Genomic DNA, 13418 nt, shown 5'->3' with positions numbered 1-13418 from the left:
TGCCTTTGAAGATCGTCAATGGCGCGAGCCTTCAGCCGAAGTCGGGGGCAAAGCCCGGGCAGATCGTGCTTCTGCTCCATGGTTTCGGGTCGAACGGGCGCGACATGGTGGCGCTTGCACCGGCTTGGCAACAAAGCATGCCCGATGCGCTATTTCTCGCGCCTCATGCGCCGCAGGCCTGCGCAATGGGGACAGGATACCAGTGGTGGCCGCTTGCGGACATCTCGCCTGCGGCGCTCGCTCGAGGAGCCGCATCCGCGGCGCCGGCAATCGACAGCTTCATTGATCGCAAGCTCGAGCAGTACGGACTCGGCGAGGCCGATCTTGCAATTGTCGGATTCAGTCAGGGTGCAATGATGGCGCTCCATGTCGGGCTGCGTCGCCCGAAGGCAGCCGCCTGCCTCGTGGGATACTCGGGCATGCTGACGGGCGCCCCGCAACTTCAGCACGCACTCGTCTCGAAACCGCCGGTGCTGCTCGTGCATGGTGCCCAGGACCCGGTGGTACCCGTGGCCGCGCTGCATGATGCCGAGCGCGTTCTCAAACACCTCGATATCGAAGTGCGCACGCACATATCGCAGAATACCGGTCATATCGTCGATCCTGCGGGCCTGCGGCTTGGCGGCGAATTCGTCGCGCGAGCGCTGGGCCTATAGCCCGCTCAAGGCGCGCCGGGCAAAGAGCTGATCCAGGTGCAGGACTTCGCGGCGCCCCACCGCGCCGGCATTCAAGCGAGCAAGTGCTCGAGCACCTCGGCGACACGCTTGCCGCGCTCCTCCTCTTCAAGGCGTTCCTTCAGAATCCAGCGCCCGTCGCGTTCGACGAGCCCGAGCGCGTCAGGTAGCGGCGCCGTCCCCGCACGCAGGGTGAGCGCGATCCCGGCCGGTCCGGCATCGATCCGCTCGACCCCGGCCGAGCGGGCGAGGATCGCCAGTCGAGCGCGCGAGAGAAGGTGCTCCGCGGTCTGGGGCAGCGGACCGAAGCGATCGACGAGCTCGTCCTCGAACCCATCTAGCTCTGCGGCCTCGGTCAGGCGCGAAAGCCGACCATAAAGACCCAATCGCATGTCAGGTTCGGGGATCCAGCTCTCCGGGAATGCGCCTGCCATTCCGATACGCAGTTCGGGCTCCCATTCCTCGACTGATTCTCCGCGAGTCCGGCGCAGCGCGTTTTCCAGGAGATGCTGATAAAGATCGACGCCGATCAGCGTCATATGGCCGGCCTGCGTCTCACCGACGAGATCTCCCGCGCCCCGCATGTCGAGGTCTTGCGCGCTAATCAGAAATCCCGCGCCGAGCTGATCGAAGGCCGCGAGCGTGCGCAGACGCTTGAGCGTGCGCTCGGCGATCTCGCCCTTATCGTCGGTGAGAAGGTAGACTTGTCCGCGTCGATTGCCTCTCCCCACGCGCCCGCGCAGCTGGTGAAGCTGGGCGAGCCCGAAACGATCGGCGCGCCAGACGATCATCGTATTGGCGCGAGGGATGTCGAGACCTGCCTCGATGATGTTGGTCGCCAGCAGGACATCACCGATCCCCTCGGCGAAATCGACCATGACGGCATCAACCTCGGCGGCCGGGCGCTTGCCATGGGCCTCGACGATTTCGAGACCGGGCGCGAGGCGGCGCAGGCGATCGCCGAGCTTTGCCATGTCCTCGATGCGCGGCACGACGACGAAGCTCTGCCCACCCCTCGCCTTTTCTCGTTCGAGCGCGGTCCGAACCCGGGCATCGTCGAAGCGATCGACGCTCGTACGGATCGGCTGGCGGCGGGCCGGCGGTGTGGTGATCGTCGACATCGTCTGAAGTCCGACGAGCGCCATCTGCAAAGTGCGCGGGATCGGCGTCGCGCTCAAAGTCAGCAAATGGATAGAGCCGTCGCCGCGCAGGCGCGCCTTGTCGGCAGCGCCGAAACGCTGCTCCTCGTCGATCACGACGAGGCCCAGACGCGCATAGGAAACCGACTTCGCCATGACCGCTCCGGTTCCGATCACGATGCTTATCGTCCCTTCGGCAAGAGCCGACCTGATCCGCTTCCTCTCGGTGGCGGAGGTGAGCCGCGACAGGCCGGCCACGACGATGCCCGTGTCTTTGAAACGGCGCTCGAAAGTCTCGACGTGCTGGCGCACGAGCACGGTCGTCGGAGCTGCGACGATGACCTGAAAGCCTGCGAGCGCGGCGAGCGCGGCTGCGCGCAAGGCGACTTCGGTCTTGCCGTAGCCGACGTCGCCGATGACGAGCCGGTCCATCGGCTTTCCGGAAGCGAGGTCGTCACGGACCGCCGCGATCGCGCGGGCCTGGTCGGCGGTCTCGTTGAAGGCGAAGCCGGCGACGAAGCGTTCGTAGGTCGCGGGGTCCGGGTCGATGACCGGCGCGATCAGACTATGACGCTCGTCGGCCATCGCCTTGAGCGCCGCCGCGCTTTCGGCAACGGCCTCGTCGATCGCGGCCCGGCGGGCTTGCCAGGTCCGTCCGTCCAGCCGGTCGAGGGTCACGGCTTCTGGATCAGCGCCGTAACGCCAGAGACGGCTGGCCTCATGAAGAGCGACGAGGCGGCGATTTCCGCCGGCGTGCTCCAGGACGATCATTTCTTCGCCTTGGTCACCTGGCGAAGCTTCCAAGCCGGCGATCACGGCGACGCCATGATCCTCGTGAACGACGACGTCGCCGATGCGCATCGTCTCGCCGTCCTTGGCAATTCCCGAAAGCGGCTCGGGCACCGAGCCCAGGATCGCACGGCTGCCGAGCAGATCGCCGGCAGCAAGGACGATCGTATCGTCATCGACGAAGCCGCGGTCGACCGGCATTTCCAGGCTTGCCGCCACGCCTTGGGGCAAGGCCACGACATCCTGCCAGCCGCCGCAAGGCTCAAAATCGATGCCGAGACGCCGCTCCAGACGCGGCCGCACGAAGCGCAGATCCCGGACGCTGCCGACCAACAGCAGTTTCCGCCCCCCCTCGCGCAAGGGGGCCAGGAATTTCGCGCAGGCGGCCAAGGGCGCGCGCTGCTCGACGAACCGCGGAATAGGTGCCTCGGCCTCATCCCAGACGATCGACTGCCAGCCTTCGAGCGCGACCTGCCAGAGTGCCTCGTCGATCGCCTCCGGCGCCCGGCCCGACCGTTCCGCCGCGTCCTGTGCCAGGGCAATGAAGCGGCGGCGGCGCCCATCGGCCCGGGGTGTCATGCCTATCGCCCCGGCGGCGATATGTGCGAGAATGCTCACATGACGGCTCGGCGCAGGCTCCGCCGCCCGACCGATTTCGAGCGTGTCGAGATCCTCGAGGCTGCGCTGGCTGACCGGATCGTAGGAGCGGATCGCCGAAATCCGGCCGTCGACGATCTCGAGCCTTGCGGGATGGTCGGTGTCCGCGGGAAAGATGTCGATGACGTCGCCGCGGACCGCAACTTCGCCGGGTTCATCGACGCGGTCATCGGCAAAATAGCCGATCTGCGCGAGCATCGTCGCAAACGGCTCTGCCTCGATTTTCTCGCCGACCGAGATAACAGGCGGGGCGCTGTCGTAGTCGGCGGGATCGGCGTATCGCTGCGCCGCGGCCTCGCCGCTGAGGATACAGGCGATTGGTTCATCGGGCCTCGCGGCCGCGTGACCGCGCAGCTTGCGCAAGGCTGCGGTTCGCCGGCCGATGTTGCCAGGCGAGGCGGGAGCGACGTCGCCCGGGAGTGCATCGCTCGATGGCAGGAAGATCACGGGCGCATAGCAAGCAAGGGCTTCCACTGCGGCGGCGAGGGCCTGGGCTTGCTGTTCGTCGTCGCAGAGTTGGACGACCGTGCGCTCCGTGAGTTCCCTGGCGATCCTGAAAGCGAGGGCGGCAAGGTTGGTTTCGGTCACGCGAGCACCTGGCGCGCAGGAAGGACTTCAATCGGCCAGTCTTCAGGGATCAGCTCTGGAAGTCGGACAAAGGTGTCTGCGGTCATCGCAAGGTCGAGCCGATCGCAGCCAAAGCGCAGATCGGCGCGCGCCACCGCGCGCAGACGCTCGTCGATGCCGCCGATACCGCCAGACGCTATGACGACATACGAAACCTCCGCGCTCGCGCAGGCCATCAAAGCATCGCCAGTCCGTCCGACGAGATCGCCGCCGCTGTCGTACACCGGCATGCCCGCAAAACCGCTGGCCGTGAGCAGGGTCGGCGTGTGCGAACGGCGGCTTGCGGCCGTGGCCGATGCGGCGCCGTCCTCGTAGGCGCGCTGGCGGCCCAGCCATCGCCAGATTCCCACGGCATTGACCATCGTCAGAAAGCCGTTCGTGGCCACAAGGTTTGTCTGATCCGAGGTCAGGCCGACGATCGACCAGCCGACGGAACCGACGGTGAAGACGACGAAGCCCCAGCCGGTTACGCGCGCGCCGAGGTTGGCTGCCGTCATCATGGCTGCGATCATGGTCGCGATCGGCGCTATCCAGCCCGCGATTTCCGCCAAGTCGTTTTCCTTCAAAAGATGCGATCGCCCCCGGGGACCCGGTGATCAAAAAGATGTCCGTCGGGCTGGACCAGACCGGATAGGACGCATCCTCCGGTCTCGCCGTTTCTGCCTTCGGTATCGGCTAACCGCTGGTGCGATCGAGCGTTCCCAGTTCACCCAACCGAAGTGGAAATCGAGCGGATCACGCGAGCAGTTTTCGCCGCAGCGCGCCATGCCGACACCGTGCAATGGCTTGGGCGCTTGTTGCAGGGCATTGAGTGGCCCCGATCGCGCGGCGATGTCGCGGGGATGTCGTGACGAATGGAGGTAGTCCCGATCAGGCGGCGCTAGGTGGGCTCCGACTGCCGGGCCACTCGTATCGCCCCCCATGACAGAGCCTCCAGTGGGGAACTGATCTCCAGCGGCTACCCGACTATCACTGAAAAATATATTTTTATATATATCTTTCTTAAATTATATAGCTTGATATATTTATGCTGCGTGCTAAAACGGAGATCGATATGCCATTGCATATAATCCTATCCCAAAATATGTGATGACATATAAATGACTGCTGGATTGGACGAAATTGCTGCCAGCCTCAAAATGGCTCGACACCGAAAGGCTTTGACCCAGAAGGGACTAGGCGAGCGGGTCGGCATACCGCAGAGCCACATTTCGAAAATCGAGAACGGCGCTGTCGATCTGCAGATTTCCAGCCTCGTCGAACTCGCGCGCGCCCTCGATCTCGAAGTTCAACTCGTGCCTCGCAATGCCCTGCCCGCGATCCGCGGCGCCATACGCGCGCAAGGCACGGCCCTCGAAACGAGCCGGGCTCTTGCGACACTAAAACAGCTGCAACCGACGATCGACAGGATCCTCGAGAATTATCCCAAGCTCCTGAAGATCCACCAGTTCAAGGATATCGCCGAGGAAATCGCGAGACTGCAATTCAACGCAGTTCAGCTCAAGGCGCTCGAAGGCGCCCTCAAGCCCGCCATGCGGATAAAGCTGCTACTGGATCAAGACGAGCTAACTGACAGCGCCGCATCGGATATTGTCGCCCGCCAAGTCGAAGAGGCCACCAAGGCCCTTCTCCGGTTCCGAAACGCACAGATGCACGCGGCGGCCACACCGGCCGAACATGATCGCCCGGCCTACCGCCTGGACGAGGAAGACGAAGCCGAATGATCGAACCCGTCGCCCTAGACATTCTGCTGCACGGTCGCAGGATCGGTGCGATCGCTCGCCTTGAAGGCGACAAGAGCATCTTCACATTCGATGAAAGCTACCTAGAGGACGGCACGCGGCCGACCCTTTCGCTCAGCTACAAGGGCGCTTCCGGCGAGATATTGAACCTGCCACGACCACGGCAGACTGTGGTCGAACCATTCTTCTCCAACTTGCTGCCCGAAGGCACGCTACGCGATTACCTTGCTCGTCAGGCCGGCACGAAGAAGGTTCGCGACTATCCCCTTCTCCTCCAGCTGGGACAGGACCTGCCTGGAGCAGTGATGGCCGTGCCGACAGACGACAGCCTCTCCGGGGAAATCGCGGAAGCCTTCGCCCCATCGCAAAACAAGCCTCCGGCGCTGCGGTTCTCCCTGGCGGGCGTGCAGCTCAAATTCTCGGCCTTGCGAAACAAGGGCAAGGAAGGCGGCCTTGCCATTCCCATGTCCGGCGTAGGCGGGGACTGGATCGTCAAGCTTCCATCGCCCAGCCATCCGAACGTGCCGGAAGCGGAATTCGCCGCGATGAGCCTGGCGGCAAAAATCGGCATGGACGTGCCAGAACTCGATCTTGTCCCGATCGACAACCTGACCGGGCTGCCCGTCGGCATCAAGGTCCATGGCGACAAGGCCTACGCCATCCGCCGGTTCGATCGCGGCCCCGACGGCCCCATTCACATCGAAGACTTCGCCCAGGTGTTCAACGTCTACGCAAGCGACAAATACGAGAACGCCAGCTTCTGGCGGATCCTTGCGATCCTCGCGATCGAAACCGACGAGGCCAGCATCGTGGAATTCGTCCGCCGCCTCACCTACTCGGTCCTTATCGGCAATGGCGACATGCACCTGAAGAACTGGTCGCTGATCTATCCCGACCGCCGAAGCGCGCTCTTGGCGCCCACACACGACATGCTGTCCACCGTTCCCTATATCCCGAACGATCTGCTCGCCTTGAAGCTGCGGCGCTCGAAGGACTGGAGTTCATTCACCTACGAGGAACTCGAAAAGGTCGCGGACAAGGCGCGTGTTCCCTCGCACCTCGTCGTGAAGACCGCCCGTGAAACGGTCGAGCGCTTCGACCAGGCCTGGAACGAAGAAAAGACCCATTTGCCATTTCCCAGCTCCGTCGCGGCCGCGATCGACAAGCACCGAGCCAGTCTCAAAGTCTGATCCAGAACCGTGCCCGGGCCCATCCGACCAAAATCGGAAACGCCGTGGCGAGTTTTCCGGCTAGCGGTCCATTTGCCGACGGCAGGCGTAATCTGCCATGCGAACCCGGCGTGCTCCCCGGAAATGCGATCGATATCGACGAGACCCGAAGCGATAGATGAAGTCGAACCGGCGTCAGCCAGGTAGACCGCACGTCTCCTATCGAACTGCCTTCGCCTCAGCATCGATTGTCCTTCGCACCTCGAGCTCGTTGCCCTGGAGCCGCGAACGATAAAGCTTCAGACGAAGCTCCATTGCATCGTGCCGCTTCTTTAAAAGAGCCTGGGCGATGCGATCGAACGGCAGGGCCTCGCCTTTGACCGCACGGGCGGACAGGTCATTGCTCATCCGAACGCTTTCGGCGCTTATGATGTTGCTGACGCAGACCGCGGCGCTGCTGAGCGCGTTCGACGTCCGCACGGCGTTACTCGCGATCGTGTTGCTATGGCGCACGGCATTTGCAGCTTGGCGATTGGCTTCGCGCACTTGCGCAAACGTCTGGTCATAATCGGCGCGGCTGTTGACGTTCACGAAACTGCCGCCGCCCGCATCGGACACGGCCTTCAGCGCCGCGGCTTCACGCGATGGCAAACCGAAGCCGATGATGTTGACTATCGCAAGAGTGTTGCCGCTATTGATCCGCCGCGCAGTCGCGACGGGATCGCCGCCGCAGGTTTCCTCGCCATCAGACACGACATAGATGACCTGCTCTCCGCGCGTGGACGAGCGGGCTAGCAATGCCTCTGCCTTAGCGAGCCCCGCGGCCAGCGGGGTCCAGCCTACCGCCCGAACCTGGGAGACGGCGGCACCAAGCCGCGCGCGATCGTTCGACATCGGGGAAAGAAGATCGACGCCCGCGCATGACCTGGCCTTGCCTGCTTCGCTGTTGTCGCCCTGCTGTCCGAAGACCAGCAGCGATGCCTCTACCGTCGGGGGTAGCCCATCAAGGAAGCGCGTGGCGGCGTCGCGAGCGAGATCGATCTTGGTCTGCCCACCGATCCGACCCGCCATTGAACCGGAGCCGTCTATCGCGACGACCACGCGAACCGGCGGCGTTCCTGGCCCGGATCCATCGCTCTCCCGTGCTTGCAATTGTACGTCATCCAGTCCGAAATCCGCGAAGCAGCGATCCGGATTCTCCGCGGTGAACTGAACAAGATAGGCGCGCGCCTTTGCAACATCAGCCGCGCTCGCGCCGTTCAGACCCGTCGACGGGTCGTCTTGGGCTTCTTCCTTCGAGCTGCTGCCACATCCGCAGAGGGCCAATGCGAGGAAACCGGAAAGCCAGCGACACGTGATGTCCATGAGAAGCCTGTCTCCATCAAATCCAACGGCCAGAACGGCTAGCCGGGTGAAGGCGCGATTGTCGGCTCGAGCCCGGCAGCATCGGCATCGTGGCGAGGCGCTCAGCTGGCGCAAATCGATGCTCGCGCCGCTCGAAATTCGAGCTCATCCTCTACTCGGCGCCGATGTTTCGGCGAATGTCCTGCACGAAGGAGGTGCGCTTGATGCACCAGAGAAAGAACCGTCCGATCATGCGGCCGGGCAGGTGCATCGGCCGCAGGACTTGAATCAGCAGAACCAGTCGCGGCTCGCTGGTCTGGTTCCAGGCCTCGTGCTCGTAGGTTTCGTCAAAGACGAGAAGATGGCCGGGGGTCCAGGAGCGATAATCCTGCTCGACCCGCAGCTCGCAACGGCCGAGATCGCGCGCCGGTACCGACAGCGGAAGATGGATATTGATAAGACCCGACGTCACACCTTTGTGAGCCTTCACGTGCGTTCCCGGCTCGAAGATCGAATAGAAGCCGACCACGAGATCGGGTATGCTATCGAGGAGCGCTGCGGTCTTCGGACAGCGCGCCCTGTTGGCTTTCGCCTGATAGCCGTAGCCCGTGAAAAAGAAGCTCTTCCATGACGAGGTCGGTGCGATCCCGCGATGGTCGGGAGACACCTTGCCGAGAGCCGGAACACGGGCGCGATCCGCCAATACGGCGGCGGCCTCGTCGCGGATGGCCTCCCAGTTCTCGCTCAGCGCGCGAATGCCCGGAATGTCCGAGGGCTCGAAGAACGGCGCGGTCCCGACGCGCGACTGGCTCGCCAGAAAGCGATTCACCGGAAATCGTAGCTTGCGCGCAAGTCGCATGGCGAGCGGCAGACGCTGCCGATCATATCGCTCGCCCTGCTCCGAGGCCTGACCTCGCGGACCGTCTTCGCGAGGTCGTACTCGACCTCGCGGTGAGGACGAGGGGAAATCGGTCGCTTCCAGCTGGTTCGACATGCGCTTCCCGCGGGACATCATGCCAAGGAAAACGCTGGAGTACGGCTGAAGTTGCGAGACTGCAATCCAGGTTCCTTGGGCTCGTCGAACGCCGTAACTCGGCAACGATTTGCATGATCCCCGGCCTCTCCATGCCCCGGTCGGACGAGGACGCGAGCGTTAGCCGGGATCATTCACGCGCGCGTCACGATGGCTTGCCGCCGGCGGCCTAAGCAAGACGATGTCTGCGTCCTAAAACGCAGGGCCTGCCGTACGATCTTCTCGTGCCGGGGCTCCTACGGCAGTTGCGGTCAGTCCGCCTCAGATCCCAGGTTTTCGTGGTGCCACCCGGCAATGTCGGGAGAACTTCGCCTCCCGAACCATTCCTCGAGGAAGCACTTCTCCAAAAGCCTCTTTCAGGCATCGGCGGTGGCAAGACCAATCCGCTCCCTGAGTTCGCTCTCCAGCACGATCTCGATTGCGCAACCGCTCTCGCGCAATTCGGCCGCGCGCCGATAGGCCGGGCTCGCGTGGTAGAACCGGCCGTAGGGCTGATCCGCGCTGACGACGAGCATGGTCGAGCTCGAGCCCACAGCGGCAAGAACGCGCCCTCCGGCCGCGGCGAGCCATTGCGCGAGGGCACCGTCGCGCGGTGCCCCGAGGATTGCTATGCGCTCGCCCCTGAGCGGACCTTCGGCAGCCGCCTTGGGAGCCGGGCCGCCGCGCTGGTTCGTGGGTTTCAGCCAGTCGGCAAGCGCGATACCCGTGTGGTCGATGGCACGTACGATGACCATGCCGGCCGCACGCGCATCGCTGAGGGCATCGTGATGCTTGTGCTTCACGCCGAGAAATCGACTGAGCACATTGAGCCGGTGACTGGGCAGCTGCGGCCATGCCCGTTTTGCGACGCGCACGCTGTCGAGCCACTTCGTCTCGATCGGCAGTCGGTCGTGCACCCGACAGGCGGCTGCGAGCGCTCCTTTGTCGAAGGAAGAGTGCGCGACCGTGATGCGGCCCGACAGGTGACCATCGACGAGCCCATGGACATCGAAGAACGTCGGCTTGCCCGCCACATGATCGGCGCAAATCCCGTGGATCCGCGTGTTGAAGCTCGAGAATTCGTCGCAGGGGTCGATCAGGGTCTCGTAGCCGAAAGCCTCTTGCCCGTCCTTGAAGCCGACGATCCCGATCTGGCAAATGCTGCTGACGCGCGAGCATGACGTCTCCACGTCGACCACGACGAAATCGACATCGAGAGCGTCCGAACGGGGCGGCGAGCATGCGATCGGTACTGAGGGAACAGACATCGGCCGGAACATATCATGTCCGTGCGCGGCCGGCAGCAACATCATGGGTCAAGGCCTGGGGCGCATCGACATCGTCTTCGCCTTTCCGTGCATCCCGACGCTCGATCCATGCGTTGGGTCAGGGTCAAAGGAGACTTGAAATGGTCGATCTCACCCAAATCAACGAACATATGGAAATCATCGGCGCCGACGGGGTCCACCTCGGCACCGTGGACAAGGTCGAAGGCGACCGGATCAAGATGACCAAGGCCGACAGCGGTTCCCACGGCGACCATCATCACTATCTGTCGCAGGGTCTGATCGCCTCGATCGAAGGAAATCAGGTTCGCCTTTCCGCGACCTCCGCCTCCGCGCTGCTGTTCGAGGAAGAGGAAGATGGCGGCGCCCTCGCCGACAAGAACCCCGACTGAAGGCACGGGATGGCGGCGGGGGGTGCCCGCCGCCATCACCGGCCGAGAGAATACTGGCGCTCTGCCCTTATTCGGCGATTGCCACACGAATGCTGACGCACCGAAGCGAAACCTCCGGACAGATCCAAATAATCCGCGTTCGGTGGTATAGTTCACCGGTACGATGCGCAGCCTTTCCTCGGGGCGGATATCGAGCTGCAGATAGTCGGCATCGAATTCCCCAGCCTCGACCAGACCATTCCAGTCCAGCACTTCCACCTCGTGTCTTCGCACGTCGACAAGTCCGCGCGTGCGGAGCGAACGAACGATCCGGTTGACGTGCACGACGGTGAGGCCCGTCGCATTCGCCAGGTTCGTCTGCGTTACGCGAAAGGGGAAGGTGAAACGGTTGCGCTCGACCAAGGCCCCGAGCCGCGTCGACATTTCGCACAGCAGATGGGCGATGCGTGCCAGCGCGTCGCGGCGTCCCACGTTGAAGACCCATTGCGAGAGCACGGTCGCATCGATCATGCAGTCGCGCCAAAGGACCTCGGCCAGGGCAGGGAACCGCGCCGTGGCCTCCCTTATCGCCGCATGAGGGATGCGCAGAACGGTACCGGCCGAGAGCGCCTGCAAAGCAGATGTCGACTGCGGCTGGACCACCGAATGAAGGTTGGCCATATCCCCGGGCACATGAATGGCAGTAACCTGCCGAGAGCCATCGGGGCTCTGGTCGAAGCGTCCGACGAGACCCGAGACGATCAGGCTAGCGTGATCCACCCGTTCGCCGAGCGCCACAAAATCTTGATTGGCCACCACTTCGGCGGAGTGGCAGCGCAGATTAAGGATCGCTCCCTGCTCCGCGGCCGTGAGCACCGACCTCAGAAGGAGGCGATCGAGAAATCGGTGAAGGTCGCACGCATGCGGCATATGCCGGCTCCCATTTTTGCAAGCGGGAGCGCGTAACATCTCTCAGTCACCGGAGCCTGCAGGCACTCTTCTGGCGATCAGATCACGATAACAGGGATCAATTCGGCGCCCATAACATAAGTTAAGGCAAGATCTGTCTTGACCTTGTCGGCAGGGTAGCTCGGCTCGCATGTTGTCGCTGGCAACCGATCGGCGGCAATATTCCCCAAGCCAAGTCGGACTTGAGTGGCGACTGCAGTCCCTTCCACTAAGCAGTCTCGTGATCGAAGGGTGGTCATATCGGATGAATTGGTCGCGCGGTTTCTTAATCCAGGTTATTGCACAAGCCCCTCAAGCCTCGATCATCCTCCTTATGACCGGCACGCCGCCCCAATCCCCCGATAATCCCCTTCGCTACAGCGCCGAGGCGCTCGCGCAAAAGCACGGGATTTCCCTCGAGGAGGCTCAAGCCCTGATTGCCCGCGCGAAAGTCGTGCCACCGCCTGAAGACGAACCGCCCGAGAGCTGACCGGCGATCTCTTTTGCCTGTCTCAGCGTCAGCACGACAGGACCTGGCAATCCCAGCGAGAGATCAAACTGGTGAAGGCTCGTGGATCGGACAGCGGTTCGCCCCTTCGCGGAACTCCGCGGAGTGGCGATAAGTGTCCTTTCGCGCGCGGTTGATGTCGCCCAGCGGCTGATGATCGGCGATCCCCGTCCAGACGCTGAACCGCATCTCCTCGTCGATGCGTTGGAGAGCGCCTGCTTCCCAGCTATCCTGGCGCGGCAAGTGCAGTGTCGCGACCCGGACGAAGGGCGCGTCGTCTTCTTGCCATTCGACAGTTGGATCCTCGACCGGCTGCTTGTCGAGGTCGCGGCAGAGCTGGACCTCGAAGGCCCATTCGCCGTCGATGACCGCCATTTCCTGGCGCAGATCCTCGCGGATCGCATCGGGGCGATCCGTTGTGTCGATCGTCTCGCCGGTACGCGCGGTCAGGGCCTCGCTGACAGGCCGCAGGCGGTACTTAGCGATGTAGTCCCCGTGCCGGAACGGCGTGACGCTGAAATAGGTCTCGCCGAGCGGGTCGACCTGCGGCGCACCGCCCAGACTGCCCAGCTTCGGACTGTCGAGACCGACGAGGCCGAGGGCCCCGTTCACCGCCTGGAGCACTTTGGACAAGGCGACCTTGGCACCTTCGGCCTTGTCGGTCGTCTTGGCCAGCAGCGCGAGATTGCCGGCGAACTTCTTGGCGGTCGGCACGAGGAAGATCGGGCTGTTGATCATCACGAAATCCTGCGCCGTTCCTTCAGCGCCGGGCAGCCGGGCGCCGTCCACGTCGGCCACCTTAAGCGCCAACCCCCGCGGCAGGGCGATGGCGTCGTCGAGAATGTCGCCGGGATTGGTCGAGATCCGCACGAAGGCGGCATGCGTGCCGGGACGGGCGAAAAGCCCCTGAGCCAGCTCGGGTGCAAGTCTGGGCTCGACGACGAAGGTGCCCTCTAGGATCGCATGGGCCTTGGCATGCACGGCGCGGACGGCGTGGCCGTAGTCCTCGTGCGTTCTGGTCAGGATCTCGTCGAAGGCCGCGTTGAGCTGGTCGACCGTTTCCCGCTCGTCATCGCGATAGGTCTCGACATCGGGCGTGTAAGGCACGGGCGGCAAAATGGGCATCTCGGGTCTCCGGCAAAACGGCAGCGT

The 13418-nt window shown here is 63.5% G+C and carries 11 protein-coding genes and 1 pseudogene; 5 read left to right on the top strand and 7 right to left on the bottom strand.

Going from position 1 to position 13418, the window contains the following annotated elements; translation table 11 throughout:
* Window positions 1–5 precede the first annotated feature (5 nt).
* Complete coding sequence (locus OLX23_RS14180) at window positions 6–656, top strand: alpha/beta hydrolase (protein ID WP_264445634.1); 651 nt, start codon at window positions 6–8, stop codon at window positions 654–656.
* Between the two features lie 71 nt (window positions 657–727).
* Here the strand turns inward: OLX23_RS14180 and OLX23_RS14175 are convergent, their stop codons facing one another.
* Together OLX23_RS14175 and OLX23_RS14170 are read right to left on the bottom strand one after the other, a co-directional pair.
* Window positions 728–3847 carry a DEAD/DEAH box helicase gene (locus OLX23_RS14175; protein WP_264445633.1) on the bottom strand — a complete coding sequence of 1040 codons (3120 nt, stop codon included), beginning with the start codon at window positions 3845–3847 and terminating at the stop codon, window positions 728–730.
* Window positions 3844–4437 (bottom strand): PRC-barrel domain containing protein, encoded by a 594-nt coding sequence (locus OLX23_RS14170; RefSeq protein ID WP_413629856.1) that lies wholly within the window; start codon window positions 4435–4437, stop codon window positions 3844–3846. The genes OLX23_RS14175 and OLX23_RS14170 overlap by 4 nt, the downstream gene beginning before the upstream one ends.
* 549 nt (window positions 4438–4986) lie before the next feature.
* Here OLX23_RS14170 and OLX23_RS14165 point away from each other — a divergent pair.
* Window positions 4987–5610 carry a helix-turn-helix domain-containing protein gene (locus tag OLX23_RS14165; RefSeq protein ID WP_264445632.1) on the top strand — a complete coding sequence of 208 codons (624 nt, stop codon included), beginning with the start codon at window positions 4987–4989 and terminating at the stop codon, window positions 5608–5610.
* Window positions 5607–6818 (top strand): type II toxin-antitoxin system HipA family toxin, encoded by a 1212-nt coding sequence (locus OLX23_RS14160; protein ID WP_264445631.1) that lies wholly within the window; start codon window positions 5607–5609, stop codon window positions 6816–6818. The genes OLX23_RS14165 and OLX23_RS14160 overlap by 4 nt, the downstream gene beginning before the upstream one ends.
* 198 nt (window positions 6819–7016) lie before the next feature.
* Here OLX23_RS14160 and OLX23_RS14155 read toward each other — a convergent pair whose 3' ends face one another.
* The 3 genes from OLX23_RS14155 to OLX23_RS14145 form a co-directional block, all read right to left on the bottom strand.
* Window positions 7017–8162, bottom strand: a complete 1146-nt coding sequence (locus OLX23_RS14155; protein ID WP_264445630.1) for a vWA domain-containing protein — start codon at window positions 8160–8162, stop codon at window positions 7017–7019.
* Between the two features lie 151 nt (window positions 8163–8313).
* Window positions 8314–9135: an aspartyl/asparaginyl beta-hydroxylase domain-containing protein gene (locus OLX23_RS14150; protein ID WP_264445629.1), complete on the bottom strand. Its 822-nt coding sequence runs from the start codon at window positions 9133–9135 to the stop codon at window positions 8314–8316.
* A gap of 395 nt (window positions 9136–9530) precedes the next feature.
* Window positions 9531–10466 carry an exonuclease domain-containing protein gene (locus OLX23_RS14145; protein WP_413629855.1) on the bottom strand — a complete coding sequence of 312 codons (936 nt, stop codon included), beginning with the start codon at window positions 10464–10466 and terminating at the stop codon, window positions 9531–9533.
* A 95-nt stretch (window positions 10467–10561) separates the two neighbouring features.
* Here OLX23_RS14145 and OLX23_RS14140 point away from each other — a divergent pair, with 95 nt between their 5' ends.
* The gene (locus tag OLX23_RS14140) at window positions 10562–10831 is read left to right on the top strand and encodes a DUF2171 domain-containing protein (protein WP_264445705.1); all 270 of its coding nucleotides are present in this window, start codon (window positions 10562–10564) and stop codon (window positions 10829–10831) included.
* A 237-nt stretch (window positions 10832–11068) separates the two neighbouring features.
* Here the strand turns inward: OLX23_RS14140 and OLX23_RS14135 are convergent.
* A pseudogene (locus tag OLX23_RS14135) lies at window positions 11069–11740 on the bottom strand (Crp/Fnr family transcriptional regulator); the annotation flags it as partial.
* 169 nt (window positions 11741–11909) lie between these two features.
* Between OLX23_RS14135 and OLX23_RS14130 the strand changes: the two are divergent.
* Window positions 11910–12248 (top strand): hypothetical protein, encoded by a 339-nt coding sequence (locus tag OLX23_RS14130; RefSeq protein ID WP_264445628.1) that lies wholly within the window; start codon window positions 11910–11912, stop codon window positions 12246–12248.
* A 63-nt stretch (window positions 12249–12311) separates the two neighbouring features.
* Here the strand turns inward: OLX23_RS14130 and OLX23_RS14125 are convergent, their stop codons facing one another.
* A complete protein-coding gene (locus OLX23_RS14125; protein ID WP_264445627.1) occupies window positions 12312–13391 on the bottom strand; it encodes a catalase family protein in 1080 nt (359 codons plus the stop codon).
* Between the last annotated feature and the right edge of the window lie 27 nt (window positions 13392–13418).

The organism is Novosphingobium sp. JCM 18896 (genome assembly GCF_025938095.1).
Taxonomy (GTDB): domain Bacteria; phylum Pseudomonadota; class Alphaproteobacteria; order Sphingomonadales; family Sphingomonadaceae; genus Novosphingobium.
Note: the sequence above shows the minus strand (reverse complement) of the source record. Positions and strands in the feature narration are given on the sequence as shown.

Bases quoted from the DNA above. Each gene is read 5' to 3' on its own strand.
- OLX23_RS14165 (WP_264445632.1), top strand. From the start codon at position 4,987: ATGACTGCTGGATTGGACGAAATTGCTGCCAGCCTCAAAATGGCTCGA.
- OLX23_RS14160 (WP_264445631.1), top strand. From the start codon at position 5,607: ATGATCGAACCCGTCGCCCTAGACATTCTGCTGCACGGTCGCAGGATC.
- OLX23_RS14155 (WP_264445630.1), bottom strand. From the start codon at position 8,162: ATGGACATCACGTGTCGCTGGCTTTCCGGTTTCCTCGCATTGGCCCTC.
- OLX23_RS14150 (WP_264445629.1), bottom strand. From the start codon at position 9,135: ATGTCGAACCAGCTGGAAGCGACCGATTTCCCCTCGTCCTCACCGCGA.
- OLX23_RS14145 (WP_413629855.1), bottom strand. From the start codon at position 10,466: ATGATGTTGCTGCCGGCCGCGCACGGACATGATATGTTCCGGCCGATG.
- OLX23_RS14140 (WP_264445705.1), top strand. From the start codon at position 10,562: ATGGTCGATCTCACCCAAATCAACGAACATATGGAAATCATCGGCGCC.
- OLX23_RS14130 (WP_264445628.1), top strand. From the start codon at position 11,910: ATGTTGTCGCTGGCAACCGATCGGCGGCAATATTCCCCAAGCCAAGTC.
- OLX23_RS14125 (WP_264445627.1), bottom strand. From the start codon at position 13,391: ATGCCCATTTTGCCGCCCGTGCCTTACACGCCCGATGTCGAGACCTAT.